Annotated in this window: 18 protein-coding genes and 8 pseudogenes; 10 read left to right on the forward strand and 16 right to left on the reverse strand. The window is 65.0% G+C overall.

The annotated features are described in order from the left end of the window. Positions 1-145: 145 nt before the first annotated feature. The 9 genes and pseudogenes from G6N41_RS20090 to G6N41_RS20125 form a co-directional block, all read right to left on the reverse strand. Positions 146-886: pseudogene (locus tag G6N41_RS20090) on the reverse strand (patatin-like phospholipase family protein); the annotation flags it as partial. Between the two features lie 10 nt (positions 887-896). Then, positions 897-1770: pseudogene (locus G6N41_RS20095) on the reverse strand (IS5 family transposase). Positions 1771-1814: 44 nt separating this feature from the next. Then, a pseudogene (locus tag G6N41_RS20100) lies at positions 1815-4031 on the reverse strand (MFS transporter); the annotation flags it as partial. 71 nt (positions 4032-4102) lie between these two features. After that, a complete protein-coding gene (locus G6N41_RS20105) occupies positions 4103-4651 on the reverse strand; it encodes a hypothetical protein (RefSeq protein WP_231608575.1) in 549 nt (182 codons plus the stop codon). A gap of 5 nt (positions 4652-4656) precedes the next feature. Then, entirely contained in the window at positions 4657-4818 is a 162-nt protein-coding gene (locus G6N41_RS20110) for a hypothetical protein (RefSeq protein WP_198913342.1), read from the reverse strand. Next, a complete protein-coding gene (locus G6N41_RS20115; RefSeq protein WP_198965176.1) occupies positions 4794-5075 on the reverse strand; it encodes a hypothetical protein in 282 nt (93 codons plus the stop codon). The genes G6N41_RS20110 and G6N41_RS20115 overlap by 25 nt, the downstream gene beginning before the upstream one ends. Before the next feature lie 72 nt (positions 5076-5147). Next, on the reverse strand, positions 5148-5363 hold the full coding sequence (locus tag G6N41_RS20120) for a hypothetical protein (protein ID WP_198968072.1): 216 nt from the start codon (positions 5361-5363) through the stop codon (positions 5148-5150). 100 nt (positions 5364-5463) lie between these two features. Further along, positions 5464-5679: pseudogene (locus tag G6N41_RS30120) on the reverse strand (hypothetical protein); the annotation flags it as partial. After that, complete coding sequence (locus G6N41_RS20125) at positions 5630-7462, reverse strand: FAD-dependent oxidoreductase (protein WP_198965474.1); 1833 nt, start codon at positions 7460-7462, stop codon at positions 5630-5632. The gene G6N41_RS20125 and the pseudogene G6N41_RS30120, both read right to left, overlap by 50 nt. 225 nt (positions 7463-7687) lie before the next feature. Between G6N41_RS20125 and G6N41_RS20130 the strand changes: the two genes are divergently transcribed. Further along, positions 7688-10924 carry a LuxR C-terminal-related transcriptional regulator gene (locus G6N41_RS20130; protein WP_198965475.1) on the forward strand — a complete coding sequence of 1079 codons (3237 nt, stop codon included), beginning with the start codon at positions 7688-7690 and terminating at the stop codon, positions 10922-10924. Between the two features lie 46 nt (positions 10925-10970). Here G6N41_RS20130 and G6N41_RS20135 read toward each other — a convergent pair whose 3' ends face one another. Both G6N41_RS20135 and G6N41_RS20140 read right to left on the reverse strand, forming a co-directional pair. Beyond that, on the reverse strand, positions 10971-11303 hold the full coding sequence (locus G6N41_RS20135) for a YnfA family protein (RefSeq protein WP_038579785.1): 333 nt from the start codon (positions 11301-11303) through the stop codon (positions 10971-10973). A gap of 20 nt (positions 11304-11323) precedes the next feature. Then, a complete protein-coding gene (locus tag G6N41_RS20140; RefSeq protein WP_198965476.1) occupies positions 11324-11926 on the reverse strand; it encodes a TetR/AcrR family transcriptional regulator in 603 nt (200 codons plus the stop codon). A 133-nt stretch (positions 11927-12059) separates the two neighbouring features. Here G6N41_RS20140 and G6N41_RS20145 point away from each other — a divergent pair, with 133 nt between their 5' ends. From G6N41_RS20145 to G6N41_RS20175, 7 genes are all read left to right on the forward strand, one after another. Further along, positions 12060-13088 carry a zinc-dependent alcohol dehydrogenase gene (locus tag G6N41_RS20145; protein ID WP_198965477.1) on the forward strand — a complete coding sequence of 343 codons (1029 nt, stop codon included), beginning with the start codon at positions 12060-12062 and terminating at the stop codon, positions 13086-13088. A 679-nt stretch (positions 13089-13767) separates the two neighbouring features. Continuing rightward, on the forward strand, positions 13768-14385 hold the full coding sequence (locus G6N41_RS20150) for an alpha/beta fold hydrolase (RefSeq protein WP_198965478.1): 618 nt from the start codon (positions 13768-13770) through the stop codon (positions 14383-14385). Positions 14386-14436: 51 nt separating this feature from the next. Next, positions 14437-14652: a hypothetical protein gene (locus G6N41_RS20155; RefSeq protein ID WP_198968072.1), complete on the forward strand. Its 216-nt coding sequence runs from the start codon at positions 14437-14439 to the stop codon at positions 14650-14652. Positions 14653-14724: 72 nt separating this feature from the next. Continuing rightward, entirely contained in the window at positions 14725-15144 is a 420-nt protein-coding gene (locus G6N41_RS20160) for a hypothetical protein (protein WP_198913147.1), read from the forward strand. Positions 15145-15149: 5 nt separating this feature from the next. Next, positions 15150-15698, forward strand: a complete 549-nt coding sequence (locus tag G6N41_RS20165) for a hypothetical protein (protein WP_231608476.1) — start codon at positions 15150-15152, stop codon at positions 15696-15698. 202 nt (positions 15699-15900) lie between these two features. After that, positions 15901-17016: an IS3 family transposase gene (locus G6N41_RS20170; RefSeq protein ID WP_231608616.1), complete on the forward strand. Its 1116-nt coding sequence runs from the start codon at positions 15901-15903 to the stop codon at positions 17014-17016. Further along, entirely contained in the window at positions 17013-17210 is a 198-nt protein-coding gene (locus G6N41_RS20175; protein WP_198965479.1) for a hypothetical protein, read from the forward strand. Before G6N41_RS20170 ends, G6N41_RS20175 begins: the two co-directional genes overlap by 4 nt. A gap of 307 nt (positions 17211-17517) precedes the next feature. On the opposite strand, the gene G6N41_RS20180 is transcribed toward G6N41_RS20175, so the two are convergent. From G6N41_RS20180 to G6N41_RS20200, 5 genes and pseudogenes are all read right to left on the reverse strand, one after another. Next, positions 17518-18537 carry an adenylate/guanylate cyclase domain-containing protein gene (locus G6N41_RS20180; RefSeq protein ID WP_198965480.1) on the reverse strand — a complete coding sequence of 340 codons (1020 nt, stop codon included), beginning with the start codon at positions 18535-18537 and terminating at the stop codon, positions 17518-17520. Between the two features lie 61 nt (positions 18538-18598). Beyond that, positions 18599-19472, reverse strand: a pseudogene (locus G6N41_RS20185) (IS5 family transposase). Positions 19473-19498: 26 nt separating this feature from the next. After that, entirely contained in the window at positions 19499-19855 is a 357-nt protein-coding gene (locus tag G6N41_RS20190) for a hypothetical protein (RefSeq protein ID WP_231608617.1), read from the reverse strand. 103 nt (positions 19856-19958) lie between these two features. Then, positions 19959-20168, reverse strand: a pseudogene (locus G6N41_RS20195) (hypothetical protein); the annotation flags it as partial. A 644-nt stretch (positions 20169-20812) separates the two neighbouring features. Continuing rightward, positions 20813-21931, reverse strand: a pseudogene (locus tag G6N41_RS20200) (IS3-like element ISMyma1 family transposase). 76 nt (positions 21932-22007) lie between these two features. Between G6N41_RS20200 and G6N41_RS20205 the strand changes: the two are divergent. Together G6N41_RS20205 and G6N41_RS20210 are read left to right on the forward strand one after the other, a co-directional pair. Continuing rightward, positions 22008-23936 (forward strand): annotated as a pseudogene (locus G6N41_RS20205) (DUF5631 domain-containing protein); the annotation flags it as partial. Next, the gene (locus G6N41_RS20210) at positions 23933-24889 is read left to right on the forward strand and encodes a hypothetical protein (RefSeq protein WP_198965481.1); all 957 of its coding nucleotides are present in this window, start codon (positions 23933-23935) and stop codon (positions 24887-24889) included. The pseudogene G6N41_RS20205 and the gene G6N41_RS20210, both read left to right, overlap by 4 nt. Positions 24890-24943 lie beyond the last annotated feature (54 nt).

Genomic DNA, 24943 nt, shown 5'->3' on the forward strand with positions numbered 1-24943 from the left:
GCAGCATTCAAGAGATTGGACGGGCGTCGAAAACGGGGGACCACTCAGTTTGCTGGCGGTGCCACCGGCGGTGGGTGGTTCGTGCCCAACCCCGCTGGCATCCTGGCGTGTCAGGCCGGGGGGGATTTGTTGGCCGCCTGTCGGTTCACGGGAAAACCAGCTTCATGATCTGCGGTAGCGCTTGACGAGCAGCCATGCGTCCCGCCTCACGGGCGCGGTCGATCTGGTGGAACTCGAGAAATCCAATGCCGCTGGGATTGGGCTGAATCACCACGTCGGCGTGCGCTAGTACATCGGAGGAGGTCATCGCGCTGCCAATCGTTAACGCGCGCAACAGGGTATCGGTGATCCCTGGCACCTGTAGCCGCCTACCATGCCGACTGTCTGGAGCGCTGTCCCGATTGTCGCCGGCCACGTTCACCGCGCTCGCCGGGCCTTCCGGCCCGGCGAGCGCGGTCACGGGCACGTTGTTGAGGATGCCACCGTCGACGTGCAGGGACCCCGCATGGGCCATCGGCGGGTACATCACCGGCAGCCGCATCGAGCAACTGATCACGTCGGTGAGCAGACCGCTGCGGTGCACGACCGACTGGCGGGCCAGTAGATCGACACTGACGCAGCGGAACTGCTTCGGCAACTCCTCGACCAGCCGGTCCCCGAAGGCACTGCGCAGGGCGACCTCGGTGCGCTTCCCCCGCAGGAATCCCTTACTCGGGAGGGTGAAGTCGCTGTGGTTCTTGTGCACGAAGTACTCGTACATGTAGGCGTCCACTCCGGCCGCGTCCACGCCGTCGGCGGCCAGCGCCGCCATGAGCGCGCCCATACTGGTGCCGGCGTAGCGGTCGACGGTGATCCCGGCCGCCTCCAGCTCCTCCAACACGCCTAGGTCCTGTCTGCTAATTGCGGACGCGGTGGTAGGTGATGATGGCGGCCAGGGTGACACCGCCGAGGTAGGTCAGGGCGTATTCGTCGTAGCAGGTGGCGACCGCGCGCCAGTGTTTGAGCCGGTTGAAGCTTCGCTCGACGGTGTTACGGTGCTTGTAGATTCGGCCTGAGAACCCCGGAGGCCGTCCTCCGTTGCGGCCTTTAGCTTTGCGGCGGGTGATCTGGTCGCTGCGCTCGGGGATGGTATGGGCGATCTTGAGCCGGCGCAGCTGTGCCCGCGTCGAGTCATAGGAGTACGCCTTGTCCGCCAGCAGGCGAAACGGGGCGTATGAGTTGCTGCACCGGGCGGCCAGCAATGGCCAAAGCATCGGATTATCACCGGCTTGACCGGCCGACAGTGCCAGGGTGACCAGACTGCACAGCTGGTCGGTCAAGGCGTGGATCTTGGTAGTCAGCCCGCCGCGGGAACGCCCAATAGCGTGGTCATCGGGCTCATCGAGATATTTCTTGTAATTCGACAGATCCCCCTGTGCGGCGCCCGGAGCGCGCTCCGGCTGCGTGTCGGTGGGCGCGCACACTGGTCGAATCGACCGACAACAGTACGCCCAGGTCAGCGTCCTCGGCGTCGAGGTCAGAGGCGATCGCCGCGAAGATCCGCGCGTAGATGCCATCGACCGACCAGCGTAGATGCCTCTCGGCCACCGATTGCCAGGGACCGAAGTGCTCGGGCAGGTCACACCACGGAGATCCCGCACGGTAACGCCAGATAATGCCCTCCAGAGTACGTCGATGATCGTTCCACGGCCGGCCACGCCGCCGCCCCGCAGGCAACACCGCCACGATCAGCGACCACAAATCATCAGAAATCGCATGCATCCGCATCACCCAAACAGCATCAGCCAAAACACCATTCACATTAAGCAGACACGCCCTAGGCGGGCACACGCCAATGCACCGCCGCCGCCAAGGACCAGCCCGACCGAACGGCCGGCGATGCGCGCGGCCAGAGGGCGTAGGTCGTCGGCAATCGTTGCGGGGTGAACCGTATGCACCGACCGTGGGGTGATCAACTCCTCCCACTCCCGCCGGTACGTGGGAGCCGCCGAGGGGCCGGTGAGGACCAGGTCGACGCCCGGCGCTCGGGCCGTTAGTCGCCGAGGAGGCGCCATGAAGTCCCGGGCCACCAGCACCACCCGATCGGCGACGCGCACGCAGAAGTCCAGCCACGGTCCGTCACCGACCGTCGCCTGCAACACCACCCGGTCGGCGGACCGCTCGGCACGCTCCAGCCCGTCGGCGTTGACCCGGCCGGGTGCCACCGCCCGCAGCCGCTGGGACAGGGCGGCGCACAGTTCGGTGGCCACCACCGTCGCGGGTGCGCCGGCGTCGACACCGATGACAGCGACGACGACCTCGCGTGCCGGCGGCCGGCTAGCTGTGCGCGATGTAGGCACCTGGCGATTGGCCAGTACCGAGGCCAACACACCGAGCAGCCGCGCGTCGGCGATCTTAGCGAATTCGGACTTGGGCACGCGCAGCAGGGACGAGTCGCGCACCGCCAGGACCGACGCGCTGCGGGGCGCGTCGCGCAGCACCCCGACTTCGCCCACCAGCTGGCCGCGGCCCAGTTCGGCCACCAAGCCGTGCTCGTCGATCACCTGCAGGCGCCCGCTGCGCACCACGTAGAGCGAGTCCGATACGTCGCCGGCCCGGAACAGGTACGAACCCGCTTGCAGCTCAACGTGTTCGGCGTGGCGCTGCAGGTCGGGCACGGCCTGTAGCACGTCGATATCGCGGGAAGTCGACACAACCGGGGCCACCCTCGGCTGCGGTAGGGGCGCCTGCGCTGGCGGTATGGATTCGGGCGTGACGGCTTCTGCGGGGGCAGGGCGGATGCGGCCCAGCCAAACCGCGCCGAGCGCGACGGCGACGAAGCAGATCGCCGCCATCGTCCAGCCGCGGCGCAGAGACTCTTCAGCCGCACCAGGCGCCGGTGTACCCACCAGAATCACCAGCAGCGCGACGCCGATCACGGCTCCGACCTGACGGATGGTTCCGGTCACCGCCGAAGCAGTGGCGTAGCTGCTTCCCGAGGCCAGTCCGGCCAGCGCCGCGCTGCCAAACAGCGGGAACGCGGCGCCCACACCGAAGCCCTGCAATATCTGGCCGGGAAGCCATTCGCCGAGGAAGTGGGGGCTGGTCCCGACGCAGGTCAGGTACCACAGCAGGCTGCCGGCCCAGATCAGCGCGCCGACGCCGACGATGACGCGGTAGCCGTGCCGGTCGGCAACCCGGCCCAGCAGCCCCGCGGTGACGGCCGCGATGATCGCGGCCGGACACACCGCCAGGCCGGCCTGTAGCAGCGTGTAACCCCACACGTAATTCAGGAACAGGACGTGGGTGAGCAGATAGGCGTAGAAGCCGGCGCTCGCGATGGCGGTGAGTGCGCTGCCGGCCACGAACGAGCGGATGCGCAACAGCGCCGGCTCCACCAGCGGCGTCGGATGGCTTCGCGAGCTCATCAAAAATCCGATCATCGCCAGCGCCGCGGCCACCAAGGACCCGATTGCGGGCAGGCTGGACCAGCCCCAGTCCGGACCCTTGATCAAGCCCAGGGTAAGCAATCCCAGCGCAGTTGCCAGCAGCGCCGCCCCTCTAACGTCGGGCACCCGTCGACGCCCGGAAGCCCGGCTCTCCACCAGCGCCCGGCGCGCGGCCAGCACTGCCACGGTGCCCAGCGGCAGATTCACCAAGAAGACCCAGCGCCAGTTCAGCGCCTCGACGAGCGCGCCCCCAATGGGTGGGCCGAGACCGGCCGCGATCGCCCCGGCGGCGCCCCACAGGTTCACCCCGTGGGCTCGCCGCTCGGCGGGAAAGCTCTCCACGACGAGCCCGAGTGACGCCGGAACCAGCACCGCCGCTCCGATGCCCTGCAGCACCCGGAATGCAACCAGCTGCTCGACGCTGTCGGCGGCCGCACAGAGCCCGGACGCGATGGTGAACAACACGACGCCGTAGACGAAGAGCCGCTTGCGCCCCAGCAAGTCAGCGAGTTTGCCCGCGGCCACCAGGAACGCGGCGAAGACGATGTTGTAGGCGTTGAGTACCCACGATAAATCGCTGATGCCGCTGTGGAAGTACCGCCGTGATGCATCAAGTCAAGATGCCCGCGAAACCTGGTTCATGCATCACGTAAGGAATGCCCGCGAAATCGGGGTCAGGTGGTGGTCTTGCTTTTGATGCGGATGCCGGCTTTGAGGGCGGGTAGAGCGGCGGGTATGGCGGCGGGGTAGAGCTGTTCGGTCTTGTCTTTGGCGAGTCTGAGCAGGGCGGCTTGCAGGTCGGCGATCTGGTGGGCGATCGCGGCGGGGTTGAGGCTGTTGCGGTAGGTGAGCAGCTCTGTTTGTTGGGCCGCTGAGAGGACTCCGGCGGCCAGCAGCCGGTCCAGGGGGGTCTGGGGCTTGTCGTAGAGCCGGCGGCGGTGACCGTCGCGGCTGCAGCCGTAGCTGATGGGTTTGATGGTGGGGGTCAGGTAGTTGAGCCGGTCGTTGACCAGGTGCCACAGCCGGTTGAGCACGGCGCGTTCTTCGTCGGTGTCGTAGCGGTAGTAGAACCCGTAGCGACGCACGAGGTGGTTGTTTTTGGACTCGATGGTGGCCTGGTCGTTCTTCTTGTAGGGCCGTGAGCGGGTGAAGAAGATCTCCATGTCCGCGGCCCACTTGATGACCGCCTTATTGAGGAATTCGGTGCCGTTGTCGAAGTCCAAACCCGTTACCTTATAGGGATTTTAGTAATTCCGGTTTTGAGGGCGCCCAGGATGTGGGGGTGGGCGTTGTTGCGCACCGTGCGGGTGAACACCCAGCCGATGTGCATGTCGGTGAGGTTGACCGTGCGGGCGAACTCACCTTTCAGTGTCGGGCCGCAGTGCGCCACGGTGTCGCCTTCGAAGAACCCCGGAGATTCTTCGGCCTCATCGCCTGCTTTGCAGATGGTGATCGAGGACCGCAGCAGCGGGAGGGTTTCGTCGTCGACACACCCGAGATCTGGTCGCGGGCCTTGGCGCCGCGCAGGTAGCGGTCGATCGTGGCGCTGCTCATCGCCAACAGCTCGGCACGCACCGCCGGGCCGTAACGGTCACGGCCGTCCACCAGTTCGCCGTGGCGTTCTAGAGCATCCAACTGAAGTGCCATGGAAGCGGCCAGGTACCGGACGCACTGCCCGCCTGAGGCCGCCCACACCTTCTGCAACACCTTGAGCGCATCCTAGGAGTACTTCGGATTGCGTTGCCGGCAAATCCGTTTGGCGACCTGCCGACCCGCTCCCGGCGGCGCGGCCGCCGCCCTCAACCGCCGCCGGGCGTTGTCACGCGACCAGCCGGTGACCGCCACCACCTGATCCAGAATCTGCCCCTTGTCCGCCTTCGGCGCCCCCACATACGCCCTGGCGAACTTCGCGGTGATCTCGGCCCGAGACGACATCGACAGCCCACTTCCCATGCCTGCCAAGGATCGACCGTTTCGCGGGCATTTTTACGTGATCCACCGAGGGCGCTTCACGGGCATTTCTCGTGATGCTTGCCGACCGCTGGATATCGGGGAACGCGACGTTGACGATTGTGGAGTCGAGAAACGCCAGGAAGGCGCCGAAGGCCGCTACCAGCAACACCGTCGCCGGGGAAGGCTGGCGTCGCCGGCCAAGCCGGAAATGAGGGCCGCCAAGGCGCCCGGGTCTATCGGGCTCCGCGTCACCGACGGGGGGCGTTTTCTTGGTGGGGGACAGGGGTTGGACAGCCATGGGGGACTCCGTTCTCTGATGGGCAGGCTGCGCCGGCTGGATCGCAGGGTGATTCGGGAGGGCGGTGACGGCTCCAAAACCATCGATCCACCCGTCGCAGAACCGCGAATGGGACGGGATCGTTGAAGTCGATCCGTAATTCGGGTGCGGCGTCGGCAGCGCCTACACTGAGGATGTTGTGGGCCGCCAAATAGCCTGAGCTTGCGGCCTTCTCCATGGTGGGGACCAGAAAAGTCAAGTCCGGCGAATAGCTGGCCTCGCCGGCCAGAAAGAGGTTGCCTACCTCGGTGCGAATGCGTGGCGATCGATCGCGCGCACCGGGCAGCAAAATGGTGAGCGGTGACAGATTGACCATGCGCTGTCGGCGGGCCGGCGCGCTGGCGAGATGCGGAGGCAAATCACTGGCCAGGTTTTGATAGTCGGCCTCGCTCAGGTGTTTCAGCTCATCATCAATGTGCCAACCTGCTATGTGCGAGCGATCAAGGCCGCATTGGGCCAGACATTCGGTCGCGATTTCATCCGGCGTGCACTCGCTTGCCGGCCGACCGAAAACCGGGCCAGGCGTGTCGACGTCACTCCACGTGATGGACAGAACGTATTTGGTGCCCGCGGGCAGCGCGACATCTGCCCAAAACCCTTCGCCCTGCAGAACCGAAACCAGCGCCCACTCGCTTTCTAAGTGCGTACCGACGACTCCCGGTCGCACATGCGCAGGCCATGTTGGGGGAATGTCGCGCAAGAAGAACTGCATTCCGTTCGATGACTCGAGCGCGATCGCGTGTTGCTGGGTGAGGTGGGGGAGATGTCGGCTGACGCAATCTCGTTCGGCTGGCCGGCGCAGCGTGAGATAGGGCAGGGCAAGAACGGCGAAGTCGCAGCCAAACCGACGCCCATCAGTCGACACCAATGCGGTGACGCGCCCGTCTCGAAACTCGAGATCGTCTATGCGCGTGTCGAACTTAAGGTCGACACCGAGGGTCTGCAGGTGCCGAATCCAGGGATCGACCATGCGCTCGCTGGTCGGGCCGTTCATCATCATGATTGACGGCGCGGTAATGCCGTTGAGGGCCGCCGGTCGGCTGGTGAAGTGGAACAGGCCCTTGAGGATGATCGGTGCAATCGCGGCTGCCTCGGCATTAGGTCGCGCTGCGACGAAAATGCGTGGCAACGCTGAAAAGAACGCCTGCGCGCGAGGGGCCTTCTTGCTGAGTCGCAGATAATCCTCATACGCGACATCGGCCAGCTCCGCAGTCAGTCGCTCCGGGCATATCCAGAGCAGCCGCACGTGTGCATGCAGGTAGCGGATGGCATCGATGGGCGACACTCCCCTGGAGGCCATGCCGACGATGACCAGTGCGCTGCGCACCACCATCCGGCTGAATTGCGCAAGTGGCTCAAACACTCTGGCGAGCAACGCGAAGGTCGTCCGCCGGCGTCGCGCCGGAGCGGGGGCGGCGGCCCGACCGAAGGTGCGGTGACGGTATACGCGAACCGCATTGACCCCGACGAGATTGTCGAGAACGGTTTTGCCGCTTTCGGTGGGTATGCGCAAGAACAGCGTCAGCAGAGTTTGGTAGTAGTCCAGGTAGACCCGCAGACTGTGTTCGGTGGGGTGACCGTCCGGGCGGCGCAGACTCTTTGCTTTACCACCGGCTTCGGGTGCCGCCTCGCACAACGTGACCCGAACCCCGGCCTCTGACAGGATCATCGCGGCAGCCATCCCGGCAATCCCTGCTCCGGCAATGACCACGTGCGGGATTGGCGATTTTTCGGGGTGACGCACGACAGAATTCCTTCAGGGCTCGAACTGGAAATTGCGGATGATCAGACGGTCCCATGCGCGCTGCCCGCAGAAATCGGTCGGAACGCGTAACTCGGTCGGTCGGGGGGTCGTAGCTTTGCGAGCTCCGTCGTCCGGGCATACGTACTTCGACCGATATTTGGGTTATCGCCGTTGAGCTGCTGGTTAAGATGATGACGTTGCAGACCGGCCGTCATTGACTGGAGCGTGGACGAGTTGCTGCTGACGGACACGGTGACACTGCTATCGGCCGATATCGAGGATTCTGCGCGGCTGCGGCAGACACAACCCACCGAACTCGGTGCGGCGCTGGAACGGCTGGATCAGATCCTGGCCGATGCCGTGTCGGCATACGGCGGTGTTCGAGCTGTCGAGCAGCCCCCCGGTGAGAGCCTGGTGGTCGCGTTCGGACGTGCGCAGGACGCGGTGGAGTGCGCGTTGCAGTTGCAGCAGGCGCCGCTGGCGCCCATTCGGTTGTGTATCGGAATACACACCGGTGAGGTGGCACAGCCGCGTGACGACGGCACCTATGCCGGCCCGACGATCGACCGCACGGCGCGGCTGCGGGACCTGGCGCGCGGCGGCCAGACGCTGCTGTCGGCCGCGACCAAGGACATGGTTATCAACCAGCTTCCGGAGCAGGCCTGGTTAACCGACCGCGGATTGGCGCCGCTGCGCGATCTCATTCACTTCGAACGCGTAGCGCAGCTGTGCCATCCCAACCTTCGCAACGAGTTCCCGCCGCTCTGTGTTACGAAAAGCGCTGCCGCGTCCGGTCTTCCGGTGCACCTGACAAGATTTGTGGGCCGCGGCCGCGAGCTGGCCGAGGTCCACGGGCTGGTGGTGGAGAACCGACTGGTGACATTGATCGGGTCCGGTGGGGTGGGCAAGAGTCGACTAGCCGAACAGGTCGTTGCCCAACTGGCGGCGCAGTTCGTCGATGGTGTGCGCTACGTCGATCTGGGCTCGATCACCGATCCCGCCGTCGCGCCGATCACGATGGCTCGCGCGCTGGGTCTGCCGAACCAGCCCGGCCGCTCGGCGATGGACACGCTGCTGCACCACCTCGGTGATCGCCAGATGCTGCTGCTGGTCGACAACTGTGAGCATCTACTCGATGCCAGCGCCCCGCGTCTGGGCGCCATGCTGCGCGACTGCCCCGGCTTGAGGCTGCTGGTCACCAGCCGCGAGCCGATCAAGGTCGCCGGCGAGGTGACCTGGCGGGTGCCGCCGTTGGCCGTTGACGACGCGATCGCATTGTTCACCGATCGCGCTCGCCTGGCCCAACCCGATTTCGCCCTCACCGATGACAACGCGGGGACCGTGAGCCAGATCTGCCGACGGCTGGATACCCAGCCGCTGGGCATCGAGCTGGCGGCGGCGCGGGTACGGACGCTGTCATTGGCCGAGATCTCTGCGGGCCTGGACGACAAGATTCGGCTGCTCACCGGCGGCGCGCGTACCGCCGTCCCGCGCCAGCAGACCCTGCGGGCATCACTCGAGTGGTCCCACGGTCTGCTCACCGATACCGAACGAGTGTTGTTTCGCCGCCTCGGTGTGTTCGTTGGCGGATTCGACCTGCAAGCGGCGCAAGCGGTGGCCGCCTTCGGCGACGTGCACCCCCGCGACGTGCTCGGCGATTTGTCGCAGCTGGTCGATAAATCGCTGGTGGTAGCCGACAGCTCGAACGGCAGAACGCGCTATCGGCGGTTCGAGGGGGTAGGCCAGCTGGCCTTGGAGAAGCTGCGTGCGGCCGGCGAGGCCGATATCGCGCGTGCGCGTCATTGTGACCATTACACGGCTGTGGTCGCCCCGTTGGATCGACCCGCGCGAGCCGACTATGACTTCCTGCTGGCGCGGGTCGAGGGCGAACTAGAGAATCTGCGCGCCGCGTCGGCGTGGTTGTTGGAGAGCTCCGATGGTGAATCGGCGCTGATGCTGGCGTCGCGGCTGCAGCCGCTGTGGTTGGTCCGGGGCCTGATCAGCGAGGGACGCAGCTGGTTTGATGCGGCCCTGGCCGGCGCGAGCGTGCTCGAGGTCAGCCCGACGGTGCGGGCCCGGGCGCTTGCCGACGCGGCCGTGCTGACGATGTTCGTCGACGTCGCAACAAGTCTGGAAAGCGCCGCCGCGGCGTTGGCGATCGCACGTGAGCTCGATGACCCGGCCTCGTTGGTCCGGGCACTGACCGCCTGCGGATTGACCGCGAGCTTCAGCCATCACACCGAAGCGGTGGGGCAGTATTTTGCCGAGGCGGCCAGCTTGGCTGAGGAATTGGACAATCAGTGGGGCCTGAGCCAGATTCTGAGCTGGCAGAGCAATGCGGCGGTGGTGGCCGGTGACGCGATTGCGGCACGGCGAATCGGTACCGAAGGACGCGATCTTGCGGATGCGATCGGGGACCGGTTCAATTCGTGGCTGTGTCGGCTCAGCTTGGGATACGCGCAACTCTGGCAGGGCGACTTGACCGGTGCCACCACACAATTCGGTGCGCTGTCCGAAGCGGAAAACCTTGCTTCTTTGAGCTCTAAGGGGCTCGGCGACGCGCTGGCCTATCGCGGCGACGTCGACGCGGCCAGGACGGCGGCCGAGGCGGCGCTGGAGCGTGCCGCCGAGTCGAGCGAATATGCTCTGGGACTGGGCTATTCGACGGTGGCGCTGGCGGCGCTGGCCGGTGGTGACGTCGAAACGGCGCGCAACGCTAGCGACCTAGCCTGGCACAAGCTGAGTGCGCAGCCCTACGCGGCGATGTTCTGGCACAGCTTCCGGGCCGAGATCGCCCTTGCCTGTGGAAACGTGGCCGGGGCCAAGCGCTGCGCCGATGAGGCCGTCTCGGTGACGACGGGGTGGCACCGTGCGCTGGCGCTGACCACCCGCGCCCGGGTGGCGATGGCCGAGGGCGAGCCGGAACAAGCCGAACGTGCGGCTTACGAAGCGCTCACGTGCGCGGCTGACGTCGGGGCGCGCACCTGCCTGCCGGATATCCTCGAGTGCCTCGGCGCGCTCGCCGCCGATCAGGGCAGAGATCGCGAGGCGGCTCGCGTGTACGGCGCGGCCGAGGGCATCCGACAGCGCATCGGCGCGATGCGGTTCAAGATCTATGACGCCGGCTATCAGAAGTCGGTAGCCGCCTTGCACGCCACGATGAGCACCGACGAATTCGACACCGCCTGGGCCCACGGCGCCGCATTCTCCGCCGAGGAAGCGATCGACTACCTCCAACACGGCCGCGGCGAAGGAAAGCGGGCGACAAGCGGCTGGGCGGCCCTGACCCGAGCCGAACTCAACGTTGTACGTCTTGTGGGGCAAGGTCTTTCCAACAAGGACATCGCCCAGCGGCTGTTTCTCTCGCCGCGCACGGTGCAGACGCACCTCACCCACGTCTACACCAAACTCGGCTTCAACTCCCGCGTCCAACTCGCTCAGCAAGCGGCGCAGCATTCCTAGGAATGTCGCTACCGGGCAGTGCCATTCCGGCTTGTTTAGGCGCGATCTAGTGTGCGCGTGGGGCGTACATGATGACGCCCACTCCGGCCAGGCAGATGAGGGCGCCGACAATATCGGCGCGGTCGGGCCGGAAGCCGTCAAAGGCCATGCCCCACAGCAGTGAGCCGGCGACGAAGATACCGCCGTAAGCGGCCAGGATCCGGCCGAAGTGGGCATCCGGCTGCAGGGTGGCCACGAATCCGTAGAGGCCCAGGGCGATGACTCCGGCGCCGATCCAGGCCAAGCCGCGTTGCTCACGTATCCCTTGCCAGACCAGCCAGGCGCCGCCGATTTCGGCGACCGCGGCGACAATGAACAGCAGTATTGAACGCACAACCATGGTGGCTGACCCTACGAGATCTAGCTGTGGGCGTCCGGTGACGTGGCCCCGGGCAATACGGCATCGATGGCACGGCCGAGCTGAGCGGTCACGAGGTCCAGCGGCGCGATGCTTTGTTGGGCGCGGCACATCGCGACGGTGCCCTCGACGGAGGCCACGATGAGAGTTGCGACCTGTTGTGCGTCTTGCTCCGCAGCGCCGGCGTCGCGCAGGGAATCGGCCAGCATTGACGTCCAGCGCTGGAACGCGGTGGCTGCAGCACGCCGGGGCGCGTGATGCTCCTCGGGGAGGTCCTCCACTGACACCGCCAAGACTGGGCATCCAGCATGAAAATTGCTGTCAATCAAGATTTTTCGCCACATTGCCAGAAAGGCCGACAAACCGGCCTGTGGTCCTGCCGCCAGCTCTCGGGCGAGGACGCCAACGGTGAGGTCGTCGGCCCACCGGACGGCTTCGGTCGCGAGGTCGTACTTGCCGCCGGGGAAGTAGTGATAGGTCGAGCCCAGGGGCGCTTGAGTGTGTTTGGCCAGTTCGCGAACGCTGGTCGCGTTGAGCCCACGACGGCTGATCATCTCTGCGGCACCGGCGACCATGCGCTGTCTTCCGGATGAATCTTCGGCCACGACGGTACTCCTTGCTATGACGACCGTTATAGTTTAGCGTCGACACCACACTATGACGATCGTTATAAGAGGCCGTTGGGATGTCGGCGGCTCTTCGGTCGAATGCTCTGACTAACTGGTCCAAGGAGTACCTATGAGGAGCCTGACTTTCGTTGCACCCGGCACGTTGCGATTCGATGAGGTCGACGCTCCGACCATCCTGGATCCGGGCGACGCGCTGGTTCGACCGTTGGCAGCCACCACGTGCGACCCCGATCATCACGTCATCGCCGACAAGACCCCGTTCTCCATGGCTGCACCGTTCGCCCTCGGTCATGAATGCGTGGGTACCGTCGTCGAGGTCGGCAGCGAATGTACCGATTTCGCGATCGGCGATGTAGTGGGAGTGGCCTGGCATATCGCCTGCGGAACGTGCGCGCAGTGCCGTATCAACCATCCCGCCCGATGCCTGCGTTACGGAGATGCGCAATATGGCCTGCCCGTAAACGGCCTGTGGGGTGGCACGTTCTCCGAATTGATTCGGGTGCCGTTCGCGGACTACAACTTGGCGCCACTGCCGGCCGGCGTGGATCCCGTGCACCTGGCCTCCATCGGCGACAACCTAGCTCTGGGATGGGAAGTGGTGGTGCCCACGGTCGCTGAGACTGCCGACCCGCGGGTGGCGGTCTTCGGGGGTACGGGTTCGATCGGGCTCTACTGCGTTGACGCCGCGGTGCATTGCGCTGGTGCGCACACGGTCTACTACGACGACGACCCGGTGCGGATGGCGGTCGCTGAGCAACTTGGAGCCGAAGTCGCCGACATCAACGGCAAGCGGGAGAAGGACTTCGATCTTGCGGTCGATGCCTCTGCCGATCCGGACCGGCTCAAAATGGCGCTGTGGTCGGTGGTGCCGGAAGGACACATCAACAGTGTGGGCATCTACTTCCAGGATGTCGCGTTGCCGATGCTGCAGCTCTATCTGCGTGGAGTCCATTTTCACAACGGCAAAGGTCACGCTCGGCCCAGCATGACGCCGACACTCGACGCGGTTGCCGCGAATGTGCTGCATCCCCAATGGGTGACCTCCGGGATCTACGGATGGGACGAGATGCCGGAGGTGCTCACCTCAAAGCAGGCCGGGCATAAGCCGATCTTCGTACTCGACGCGTCTGGCCATTGAGCTCGGGGATCTCGCCCATCGATTGCCATTACATCACGTGACGTAACTGTGCAGCGCTAGGCCTCGATCTGGGGCTCGGGTGCGGGCCCTTTGGGTGGTGGGGGGTACGCACGGCTAGGTGATCCAGGGATGGTCAAAGCGGGGTCATGCAATCGGGCCCGGTCCCGTGGTCGCGTGGATCCGCGGCTGGTCGGCTCGGGGTGACTCGTCGCGATGATCGCCTCGATAGTTTGTGGAGATGCATACGTTGGCTATTGTCACGTGACGAAAACGTGTGCGCATGGCGGGCCGCGGGGAAGGTCGGGCGCCCACTTCGGTTGGTCGGTAGGCGTAGGCGGCCGAGTGGTCAAGGAATGGCATGTCATGCATCGCCGAGTCGACATGTACCCAGGGGCGTGCGTGCACATCGGCGTTGACGTCGTCGCGGCGGTGTTGGCAGGCGACGTCGGAGAGCTGGCTGTGTCAACAAGCGGCGGTCGCCAAGATGTGTGTGGCGATCTCCATATGCCACCCAAGCTGGTAACGGTGCGTGCTCGACAGGTGCGAGTTGTTCCGCGGCCCGGCGTGCAGCCGACGACGAGCGGCGTTAGCAACTGTTCGGGTGGCGAACACTGGCGCGCCGTCGCGTCGAGGGCGTTACGATGCGGTCCAGCGCCCACGGCTCTGAAGGAGGCCCGCCATGGCACTGCCCGCTTTGGTCCTGGTGCACGGAGGCGGTTTTGCCGCTGATTGTTGGGAGCCCACCGTAGACGCGACCCAAGGCATGGAGCCGAAGCTAAGGGTGCTGGCCATTGATTTGCCAGGTCGGCGAGATAAGGCCGGTGACCTGATCACGGCTTGTATCGACGAGTGGGTCGACTCGGTGGTGTCGGACATCGAGGATGCTGCGCTCGACGACCTCGTGATCGTCGGCCATTCGCTGGCGGGGGTGACCGTCCCCGGTGTTGTCACCAAGCTCGGCTCGGCGCGGGTGCGGGAGATGATATTGGCCACCGCGCAGGTACCAGCCAACGGCGGCGCCCTGGTGGACACGCTTCCCGGGGCGCTGAGCTGGTACGCACGTCGCACCGCGAAACGTTATGTGCAGAAAGGCCGTTCGGTTCCGGCGGGAGGTTTGCCTACTGCGTTGGCGGGGTTTGTATTTTGCAACGGAATGACTCCCGCGCAGCGCAGGTTCACGCTGGCTCGGTCTTGTCAGGAATCACCCTCCATCATGATAGAAAAAGTTGATCGCAGCGGTATGCCCCGGCAAGCATCACGAGAAATGCCCGTGAAGCGTCCTCGGTGGATCACGTAAAAATGCCCGCGAAACGGTCGATCCTTGGCAGGCATGGGAAGTGGGCTGTCGATGTCGTCTCGGGCCGAGATCACCGCGAAGTTCGCCAGGGCGTATGTGGGGGCGCCGAAGGCGGACAAGGGGCAGATTCTGGATCAGGTGGTGGCGGTCACCGGCTGGTCGCGTGACAACGCCCGGCGGCGGTTGAGGGCGGCGGCCGCGCCGCCGGGAGCGGGTCGGCAGGTCGCCAAACGGATTTGCCGGCAACGCAATCCGAAGTACTCCTAGGATGCGCTCAAGGTGTTGCAGAAGGTGTGGGCGGCCTCAGGCGGGCAGTGCGGCCGGTACCTGGCCGCTTCCATGGCACTTCAGTTGGATGCTCTAGAACGCCACGGCGAACTGGTGGACGGCCGTGACCGTTACGGCCCGGCGGTGCGTGCCGAGCTGTTGGCGATGAGCAGCGCCACGATCGACCGCTACCTGCGCGGCGCCAAGGCCCGCGACCAGATCTCGGGTGTGTCGACGACGAAACCCTCCCCGCTGCTGCGGTCCTCGATCACCATCTGCAAAGCAGGCGATGAGGCCGAAGAATCTCCGGGGTTCTTCGAAGGCGACACCGTGGCGCACTGCGGCCCGACACTGAAAGGTGAGTTCGCCCGCACGGTCAACCTCACCGACATGCACATCGGCTGGGTGTTCACCCGCACGGTGCGCAACAACGCCCACCCCCACATCCTGGGCGCCCTCAAAACCGGAATTACTAAAATCCCTATAAGGTAACGGGTTTGGACTTCGACAACGGCACCGAATTCCTCAATAAGGCGGTCATCAAGTGGGCCGCGGACATGGAGATCTTCTTCACCCGCTCACGGCCCTACAAGAAGAACGACCAGGCCACCATCGAGTCCAAAAACAACCACCTCGTGCGTCGCTACGGGTTCTACTACCGCTACGACACCGACGAAGAACGCGCCGTGCTCAACCGGCTGTGGCACCTGGTCAACGACCGGCTCAACTACCTGACCCCCACCATCAAACCCATCAGCTACGGCTGCAGCCGCGACGGTCACCGCCGCCGGCTCTACGACAAGCCCCAGACCCCCCTGGACCGGCTGCTGGCCGCCGGAGTCCTCTCAGCGGCCCAACAAACAGAGCTGCTCACCTACCGCAACAGCCTCAACCCCGCCGCGATCGCCCACCAGATCGCCGACCTGCAAGCCGCCCTGCTCAGACTCGCCAAAGACAAGACCGAACAGCTCTACCTCGCCGCCATACCCGCCGCTCTACCCGCCCTCAAAGCCGGCATCCGCATCAAAAGCAAGACCACCACCTGACCCCGATTTCGCGGGCATTCCTTACCTGATGCATGAACCAGGTTTCGCAGGCATCTTGACTTGATGCATCACGTGCCCGACGAGGTGCCGCGCACGTGGATACTCACTCGGCGCGATCGTTCTGGCCTGACCCCGATCGGTTGATCCACGGCTTGTGAGAGTCTTGTGGCCCACGTTGTGGGCAGGAAGGCTCGACAAGATCATGGCGACGAGGAAACGGCACAGTCCGGAGCAGATTGTGCGCAAGCTGATGACCGCGGACGGGCTGTTGGCCGAGTGCAAGGACACCGCGGCGGTCTGCCGCGAGCTGGGGGTCTCTGAGGCTACCTACCACCGGTGGCGCAACCAGTTCGGCGGCCTGAAGGCCGAGGACGCTAAACGGCTCAAGGACCTCGAACGCGAGAACGCCGCACTCAAAAGGTTGTTGGCCGATGCCGAGTTGGAGAAGGACGCGCTGTGGGAGATCGCCCGGGAAACTTTTAGGCCCGGAGCGCCGGCGGGCGGCCGTTCGTCATCTCCAGCGCGTGCTGGGGTCAGCGAGCGGTTTGCCTGCCGCGTCACCGGGCAGCACCGCGCCACCCAACGCCACGAACCGGTTGCGGGCACGCCGGCCGATCCGGACGCCGCTCTGAGGGAGTGGCTACGCGACTACGCCAACAAGCATCCTCGTCGCGGGTTCCGACCGGCCTACCACGATGCCCGCGGCGAAGGCTGGGAAGTGAACCATAAGAAGGTGCAACGGCTTTGGCGTGAGGAAGGACTGCGGGTCCCGCAGCGTCGCAAGTGCAAACGGCACGGCACCTCCACCGCCCCGCCAGAGGTAGTCGCCGATGCACCCGATCGGGTGTGGGCGGTGGACTTCCAGTTCGACGTGACCACCGATGGGCGGCCGATCAAGATCGTGTCGATCATCGACGAGCACACCCGCCAATGCCTCGGCGGTATGGTCGAGCGCAGCATCACCGGTGATCACCTCACCGAGGAGTTGGGCCGCATAGCCGCCGGGCGCGGGGCCTTACCCGCGGTGCTGCGGTGTGACAACGGACCCGAATTGGCTTGCAGCGCAATGGCAGACTGGGCCGAGGGCCAGGTCGGACTCCACTTCATCCCGCCCGGCGAGCCATGGCGCAACGGCTATGTCGAGTCGTTCAACTCCCGCATCCGCGACGAGTGCCTCAACATCAATAGCTTCTGGTCACTGGCCCAGGCCCGTGTCGTCATCGGCGACTGGAAGCACGAGTACAACCATCATCGGCGGCATTCATCGCTGGGCTACCTACCGCCTGCCCGCTATGCTGCCGCCTGTACCCACCGATGAATGACTCTCGTTCGCCGCGGACCAGTTCACGGGGTCAGGCCAGTTCCGTCTCGATGAAGATTCAACATGAGTGCATCGCCGCGCTTGGCGGAGTGCAGACGCTCATTGAGATCGACACGTGCCACATGCTGATGGTCGGCGAACCGGAACGGCTGGCCAACATCCTCGTCGAGCGCTGCCGGCTGTACGCGTAGTGCCAATCGGCAACAGCGCAACCGCCGCCGTGACTGACTTCTCTCTTAGCACAAGACAACTCGCACTGGTTAACTGGTAACGGTGCGTGTTCAACAGGTGCGAGTTAGTGGCTCTGGGGTGGTTAGTGTGGGTTGGCGCGCAGAAATCGGTTGCATCTAGAATTTGATGGGCAGTGTCTTGGGACCCGAGATGCCCACGATGGGCCGCCATGGGGCCGGGCCAGTTCTGCTGATGTGGGGCATGCGTCGAGTCGTGACGACAAGGGCTTCGGTGAGTTGAGGACCGGGCCGCCGGCCGTCGGCGATTTCAATCGCGAACGGCAAAGATCGGCCATGTGCCCGGAACGCCCTTCAATTCGTGGCTACCGCGGTCGTCGAAGGCGATCTGCGAGCCAAGCACGAGCGGCGGCATCACACCTGATACGAGCACCTCAGATGGCGCGGCCAAGCTCATGATGCGTGCGGCGACATAGACAGCGATGCCATGGATATCACCATCAACCATCTCGATTTCACCAGTGTGCAATCCGGCACGGATCTGTATCCCGAGATCTTTCAAAACATCTCGGATTGCGCACGCACATTCAATTGCCCGTGCCGGCCCGTCGAAGGTCGCCAGCAGACCGTCGCCAGTGAACTTCACGACTTTGCCCCGCCAGGCAGTCACGTGTCGCTCGACGATGCGGTCATGCGCGGCAAGAACCGTCGTCCAAGCCGCGTCACCTAACTGTGTGGCGCGTTGAGTCGATTCGACGATGTCAGTCAGCAGCACGGTCGACAGGACACGGTTGGACGGTCTGGCGCCTCGTTGGCCAGTCAGGAACTGCTCCACCTCGTCGAGGACGGCATCCGCGTCGCCGGCGAACCACACGCTGTCATGGCCGTCGAACTCCACCGATCGCGCGTCGCGAATATGCCGTGCAATGCTCTGCGCATGTCCGGATCGCACGTCGCGGTCGCCGCTCCGGCGCAAAATCAGTGTCGGCGCCTGGACGCTCTCCAGTACAGGACGCACGTCTGTGCGAGCGAATATGTCGAACATCACGCGCCAGTCGCCGGGTCCTCCGGCAAGGCGTTCACCGCGCGCCCACCAACGCCGCTTCGCCAGATCGCCAGCCCAGCTGGGCGCCTGGCGATCAAGGCTGAGCCCCGTCCCGACGATGTCCCTGAAGCTGTCGAGGTAGTTCTCCAGCGCCACGTCTGGAAGACCGAACGGTTGATCAGCGGCGGAAAGAAACCGTGCGAAAGGGCTCCACAGCACCAGCGAACGCACCCGCTCGGGATGACTCGCGGCCAGCAACATCGCCGGAAGAGCCGCTCCAGTCATAGCGAAGATCGACGCGCAGTCGATTGCGGCCGCATCGAGAACAGCGACTAGGTCCTGTCTGCTAATTGCGGACGCGGTGGTAGGTGATGATGGCGGCCAGGGTGACACCGCCGAGGTAGGTCAGGGCGTATTTGTCGTAGCAGGTGGCGGCCGCGCGCCAGTGTTTGAGCCGGTTGAAGCTTCGCTCGACGGTGTTGCGGTGCTTGTAGATTCGGCCTGAGAACCCCGGAGGCCGTCCTCTGTTGCGGCCTTTGGCTTTGCGGCGGGTGATCTGGTCGCTGCGCTCGGGGATGGTGTGGGCGATCTTGAGCCGGCGCAGCTGTGCCCGCGTCGAGTCATGGGAGTACGCCTTGTCCGCCAGCAGGCGAAACGGGGCGTATGAGTTGCTGCACCGGGCGGCCAGCAGTGGCCAAAGCATCGGATTATCACCGGCTTGACCGGCCGACAGTGCCAGGGTGACCGGACTGCACAGCTGGTCGGTCAAGGCGTGGATCTTGGTAGTCAGCCCGCCGCGGGAACGCCCAATGGCGTGGTCATCGGGCTCATGGAGATATTTCTTGTAATTCGACAGATCCCCCTGTGCGGCGCCCGGAGCGCGCTCCGGCTGCGTGTCGGTGGGCGCGCACACTGGTCGAATCGACCGACAACAGTGCGCCCAGGTCGGCGTCCTCGGCGTCGAGGTCAGAGGCGATCGCCGCGAAGATCCGCGCGTAGATGCCATCGACCGACCAGCGTAGATGCCTCTCGGCCACCGATTGCCAGGGACCGAAGTGCTCGGGCAGGTCACACCACGGAGATCCCGTACGGTAACGCCAGATAATGCCCTCCAGAGTACGTCGATGATCGTTCCACGGCCGGCCACGCCGCCGCCCCGCAGGCAACACCGCCACGATCAGCGACCACAAATCATCAGAAATCGCATGCGTCCGCATCACCCAAACAGCATCAGCCAAAACACCATTCACATTAAGCAGACACGCCCTAGCCCATCGGCCCAGGACTGCATCGCCGGCCGGTCGCCAATTGGCAACTTATCCGAGCTTCCAGCTCCTAGCGGATCCGTTAAGACCAGACGGCTGAACGAGGCTAGTCGACGAAGGTGGGCGGCAACAGTCGGCTCATCCCAGAGCAGATCAATAGGGAACGCCATATGAGGAACGAAAAGAAGATCAGGTCCAGCTCCCGCGATCTGGTAGGCGAAATTCAATGGGCCATCTCGCGCGTAGCGCGTTTCGGGAACATTCACCATGCCGTAAGCATGCACCGACGCGACTGGTGACGTGCGGATCTTCGAGTCGACATCCAGCGCGCGGCGCACCGCCGCGGTGTCCTTTCCTTCCTTGCCAAGCGGCCCGATCGGTCGCCATCAGTTTCTGCCCGATCTGCTCGGCCTATGCGGACCGAGCGCCATACCCTCGTCGTCAGTCAAGACGAGTGGCCAGGTACCGCGCGTAGGTGGTTGCCGACGCCCGCGCATGGGCTTCCAAGGTCTGTGGGCTGTAGCCGAGTGTTTCGGCCAGGATGGCGATTGGCGTGGTTTGGGTGAGTTCGTTGAGGGTGCCCAACCGGGCCTCGAGGGCGGCAAGAACCGGTCGTAGATGACTGCGGAGATGCGTTGGCGTGAAGTGCAGGAACAGCGGCGGTACCGGCCAGCCAGGCGTTTATCGACACGCGGTCAGCGACGAGTGCGCCCATACGGGGCCGGCGGCCAGCCGCGGACGCACCGGTACGGGTCACCGTCATGGTTCACCTAACAGCCGAATCATTCATTAAGTGATCGAACCGTACGACAACCATTGGGTATGTGCCGATAAGCGACATTATGTCAAGTTAACCACTGCATATTGCATCAGATGAATCAACGCCTGACCTGTTTGTTGTCCGGTGTCGGTCTATCTGGCGGTAATCGCAAAGTATCTGGCGGTTTTCGGTGCATCGCGCTTATCGCAGTGATGTTGGCGGCGCTTAGTGTCGTACCCCGGCCGTAGTGTCAGCTGCGAAGGCCGAAAGGGGTCGAATGGCAGCTCCACGTCTGCGATCACTGCCGCGGAACGTCACCGACGTGACGCGCGCGTTGGTGTGCGTCGACGGCACCGTTCAGAACTTGCAGTTGTCACCCGACGTCGGGTCTGTGCCGCTCGAGCGCGCGACCCCCATCCGCGAGTTCTTCTCCTGGCCGGGCAAACGAAACTACGAAGGCCTGTATTGGTCGAGTACGAATCGCAGTCACGTTTGGCCTGACCCCGTGAACTGGTCCGCGGCGAACGAGAGTCATTCATCGGTGGGTACAGGCGGCAGCATAGCGGGCAGGCGGTAGGTAGCCCAGCGATGAATGCCGCCGATGATGGTTGTACTCGTGCTTCCAGTCGCCTATGACGACACGGGCCTGGGCCAGTGACCAGAAGCTATTGATGTTGAGGCACTCGTCGCGGATGCGGGAGTTGAACGACTCAACATAGCCGTTGCGCCATGGCTCGCCGGGCGGGATGAAGTGGAGTCCGACCTGGCCCTCGGCCCAGTCTGCCATTGCGCTGCAAGCCAATTCGGGTCCGTTGTCACACCGCAGCACCGCGGGTAAGGCCCCGCGCCCGGCGGCTATGCGGCCCAACTCCTCGGTGAGGTGATCACCGGTGATGCTGCGCTCGACCATACCGCCGAGGCATTGGCGGGTGTGCTCGTCGATGATCGACACGATCTTGATCGGCCGCCCATCGGTGGTCACGTCGAACTGGAAGTCCACCGCCCACACCCGATCGGGTGCATCGGCGACTACCTCTGGCGGGGCGGTGGAGGTGCCGTGCCGTTTGCACTTGCGACGCTGCGGGACCCGCAGTCCTTCCTCACGCCAAAGCCGTTGCACCTTCTTATGGTTCACTTCCCAGCCTTCGCCGCGGGCATCGTGGTAGGCCGGTCGGAACCCGCGACGAGGATGCTTGTTGGCGTAGTCGCGTAGCCACTCCCTCAGAGCGGCGTCAGGATCGGCCGGCGTGCCCGCAACCGGTTCGTGGCGTTGGGTGGCGCGGTGCTGCCCGGTGACGCGGCAGGCAAACCGCTCGCTGACCCCCCAGCACGCGCTGGAGATGACGAACGGCCGCCCGCCGGCGCTCCGGGCCTAAAAGTTTCCCCGGGCGATCTCCCACAGCGCGTCCTTCTCCAACTCGGCATCGGCCAACAACCTTTTGAGTGCGGCGTTCTCGCGTTCGAGGTCCTTGAGCCGTTTAGCGTCCTCGGCCTTCAGGCCGCCGAACTGGTTGCGCCACCGGTGGTAGGTAGCCTCAGAGACCCCCAGCTCGCGGCAGACCGCCGCGGTGTCCTTGCACTCGGCCAACAGCCCGTCCGCGGTCATCAGCTTGCGCACAATCTGCTCCGGACTGTGCCGTTTCCTCGTCGCCATGATCTTGTCGAGCCTTCCTGCCCACAACGTGGGCCACAAGACTCTCACAAGCCGTGGATCAACCGATCGGGGTCAGGCCACTACCGGCGAGCTGTGTGACACCAAGAGTGTCCAGAGCGGCCGTGTCGTCGATGCAGTCAACAATCTGCGTGATCGCCTACGCGACATCGCTCATTCCGGCAATGGCGAGATCGACCGCATTCTTTCCGAGAAAAGACCAATAGAAGCAAAAGTTGCTGCGGTGAACGCAGTCATCGCTCGAGCTAACACTGATGCCGCCAACGCGGGAGCAGCCGCGATGTCCAACATCATCGATGCCACGCAACGGGTGCTCGACACAACCATCGGTGGCAACGCGCGAACGTGGCTGCGAGAGCATGGTGTGGACCTCGATAACGCGCCGCCGTCGCGGCCCATCACCGCTCTGGATCTGAACGCCCAGTTAGCAGCACCGTCGACACTTTCAGCGTATGCAAATGCTCAAGCGACTACGACCTCAGGCCCCTACGCCGCCGCGCCGACTGAACCAGCAGCATATGGCGGCACTCAGCCTCTCAATATATCGCTGCCGGATGTCGCACCAACGGATCCGCCGGCAACACTAGCCTACGGCGGAACTCAGGTGCCCATCTCCGCGCCACGGGGCAACATGCCACCACCACTAGCGCCTCCGTCACCCGGCGCCCCCGCAGTCGGCGTCGGAGGCCCATCAATCCCCGGCGTCTCGACACCTGCAGCGTCTGCTCCCCCTTTATCGCCACAGTCCCTGGCACAGTCTTTTACGAATGGAATGTCGACGGGCGCCCCGGCGGCAGCCGGTGCGAACTCCATATCTGCCGGCGCAATGACCGCGGCCACCGAGCCCCCGCCCCCGACGGCCGCTCCCCCGGCGGCGCCGCTCATACCCCCCTCGACCGTCCCAGCCACTGGTGCGGGTTTCACCCATGTTCCAGACGCAGGCCTTGGCACGGCCCCCGCAAGCCCTCCGCCCGTGGCACCACCGGCCAGCGACATGACCGGCGGCGTGACGACCGTAGCCCCGATGATGGCCGGAGGCCCGGTCACTGGATCGGTAGCACCGGCGGTCGGGGCGCCCGCGGGGCCGCTGCCCGCCTACGGCTCTGATCTGCGTCCACCAACCGTTGCGCCGCCAGCCGTCCCTTCAGCACCGACCGGCCCAGTGTCAGGCGCGCCGGTGGCCTCACCCTCATCGTCACCGTCCGCCGGTGGGTCGATGGTGTCACCGGTCGCAAAATCCGCCGCCCACGATGCCGCCCAGGCTCAAACGACGAGCGGGCCGACGTCGATGGCCGGCGCGACAGCCGCTGCCGCCACCGGGGCGGTGACTGGCGACTCAGCGAAACGATCTGCCGAGCAGCAACGCTTGCGTCGCATCGTCGATGCGGTAGCCCGTCAAGAACCGGGACTATCGTGGGCCGCCGGACTACGCGACGACGGACGAACCACGCTGCTGGTCACCGACCTCGCTGGCGGCTGGATTCCACCCCATGTTCGGCTGCCCTCGCACGTGACCCTGCTGGAACCGGCCACGCGGCGCAGTGATATCCGCGCGGTCGACTTGCTGGGTGCGGTCACCATCTCGGCAGTGCACCAACCGCACGGCTACATTGGCGAGCCGGGAAGAGACGCGCCGAAACTGGCCGGGGACCGCGCGGCGCGGATCGCTCCCGAGATCGACGAGCTCGGGCCAACGCTGGCCGAGCATGTGCGTCGCCGCGACGGCTTGCCCCGGGTTGCGCAGGTGGTGGCGGTTGCCGCCGCACGCAATTACGGGGTTCCGGACAACGAGGCGGAGTTGCTGCGCGACAGGGCCAGCGAGATTCACCGTTCGGTTCTGGCGGCATACCCGCACCATGATTTGGCTGAGGCCACCGATTGGATGCTGCTGGCAGCCATTGACGCCCTGATCGACGGCAACCGCACGGCAGCGAACTATCACTTAGCCTGGGCAATGGCGGCGATGTCAATGAGGAGACCCACATGACCATCAACTCCGTTCCGGAAAGCTATGGCCACGCGACAGGCATGCCGGCGCCGATACCGCTGGCACCCGGACCTGTCCACCCTGGCGGAACGTCACCGGTTGATGCTGCGGTGGCGGGATTCGGCATGGCCACCAACGCCGATCTGGGACCCGTAAACGGCGAGATCGCCGCCGATGATGCCGATCGTCGAGCCCACGCGGCCGATGCCGCGGCGAAGTTCCCGGCGAATGAGGCCGATGCCGCCCAACAGTTCCAAGGCGTGGGCGCCGACGGAATGGCCCAAATGATCCCGCAGATGGCATCGGGTATCGGCGGTGCGCTCAGCGGTGTGCTCGGCCCACTGACGCAAATACCCCAGCAGGCGCTGCAGGCCGGGCAGGGCGCGCTGCAGCCGCTGATGGGCGCACTTCAGCAATCCGCCGGCGTTGAGGGCTTGGAGGCCGCGGACGGGGCCAGGCTGGTCGACAGTCTTCAAAGCGAACCCGGTCTCGGCGGCGGCGGAGCTGGTGAGCTCGGTACAGGCGGCGGAGGCGGTGGCGGTGGCACCATCCCGACGGGCTATCTGGGCCCGCCACCCGTACCGACGTCATCGCCGCCCACTACTCCTGCCGGGGCGCCGACCAAGCCCGCATCGATGATGTCCACGGGTGGCACACCGTCGAGCTCCACACCGATGGGGGCGACCGGCATGCCCATGATGCCGCCGGGCGCAATGGGTGCCGGCGGCACCGGGGGCAGCAAGGAAAAGCCGGCCGAAAAGCGGGTGACCGCCCCGGGCGTGCCCAATGGCCAGCCGGTCAAAGGCCGCTTGACGGTTCCGCCGAGCGTCCCGGTCAAATCCGTCGACGGCAAACCACCCGTGGTCACCCGATCGACGCGGCGAATCCTGCTCCCTGATCGCAACGAAATCGGACGCAATATCTCCGATGAGAAGACGGACGGCAGCGAGTAACGACGCGGGGTCAGCGTTCGACCCGGTTTGCGCGCAAACCGATGCGTGAAGATC

The organism is Mycobacterium shottsii (assembly GCF_010728525.1).
In the GTDB taxonomy this organism is placed as follows: Bacteria; Actinomycetota; Actinomycetes; order Mycobacteriales; family Mycobacteriaceae; genus Mycobacterium; species Mycobacterium marinum.

Bases quoted from the DNA above. Each gene is read 5' to 3' on its own strand.
- G6N41_RS20150 (WP_198965478.1), top strand. From the start codon at position 13,768: ATGGCACTGCCCGCTTTGGTCCTGGTGCACGGAGGCGGTTTTGCCGCT.
- G6N41_RS20115 (WP_198965176.1), bottom strand. From the start codon at position 5,075: ATGGCACTTCAGTTGGATGCTCTAGAACGCCACGGCGAACTGGTGGAC.
- G6N41_RS20155 (WP_198968072.1), top strand. From the start codon at position 14,437: ATGTCGTCTCGGGCCGAGATCACCGCGAAGTTCGCCAGGGCGTATGTG.
- G6N41_RS20175 (WP_198965479.1), top strand. From the start codon at position 17,013: ATGAATGACTCTCGTTCGCCGCGGACCAGTTCACGGGGTCAGGCCAGT.
- G6N41_RS20160 (WP_198913147.1), top strand. From the start codon at position 14,725: ATGGCACTTCAGTTGGATGCTCTAGAACGCCACGGCGAACTGGTGGAC.
- G6N41_RS20170 (WP_231608616.1), top strand. From the start codon at position 15,901: ATGGCGACGAGGAAACGGCACAGTCCGGAGCAGATTGTGCGCAAGCTG.
- G6N41_RS20210 (WP_198965481.1), top strand. From the start codon at position 23,933: ATGACCATCAACTCCGTTCCGGAAAGCTATGGCCACGCGACAGGCATG.
- G6N41_RS20135 (WP_038579785.1), bottom strand. From the start codon at position 11,303: ATGGTTGTGCGTTCAATACTGCTGTTCATTGTCGCCGCGGTCGCCGAA.
- G6N41_RS20120 (WP_198968072.1), bottom strand. From the start codon at position 5,363: ATGTCGTCTCGGGCCGAGATCACCGCGAAGTTCGCCAGGGCGTATGTG.
- G6N41_RS20145 (WP_198965477.1), top strand. From the start codon at position 12,060: ATGAGGAGCCTGACTTTCGTTGCACCCGGCACGTTGCGATTCGATGAG.
- G6N41_RS20180 (WP_198965480.1), bottom strand. From the start codon at position 18,537: ATGACTGGAGCGGCTCTTCCGGCGATGTTGCTGGCCGCGAGTCATCCC.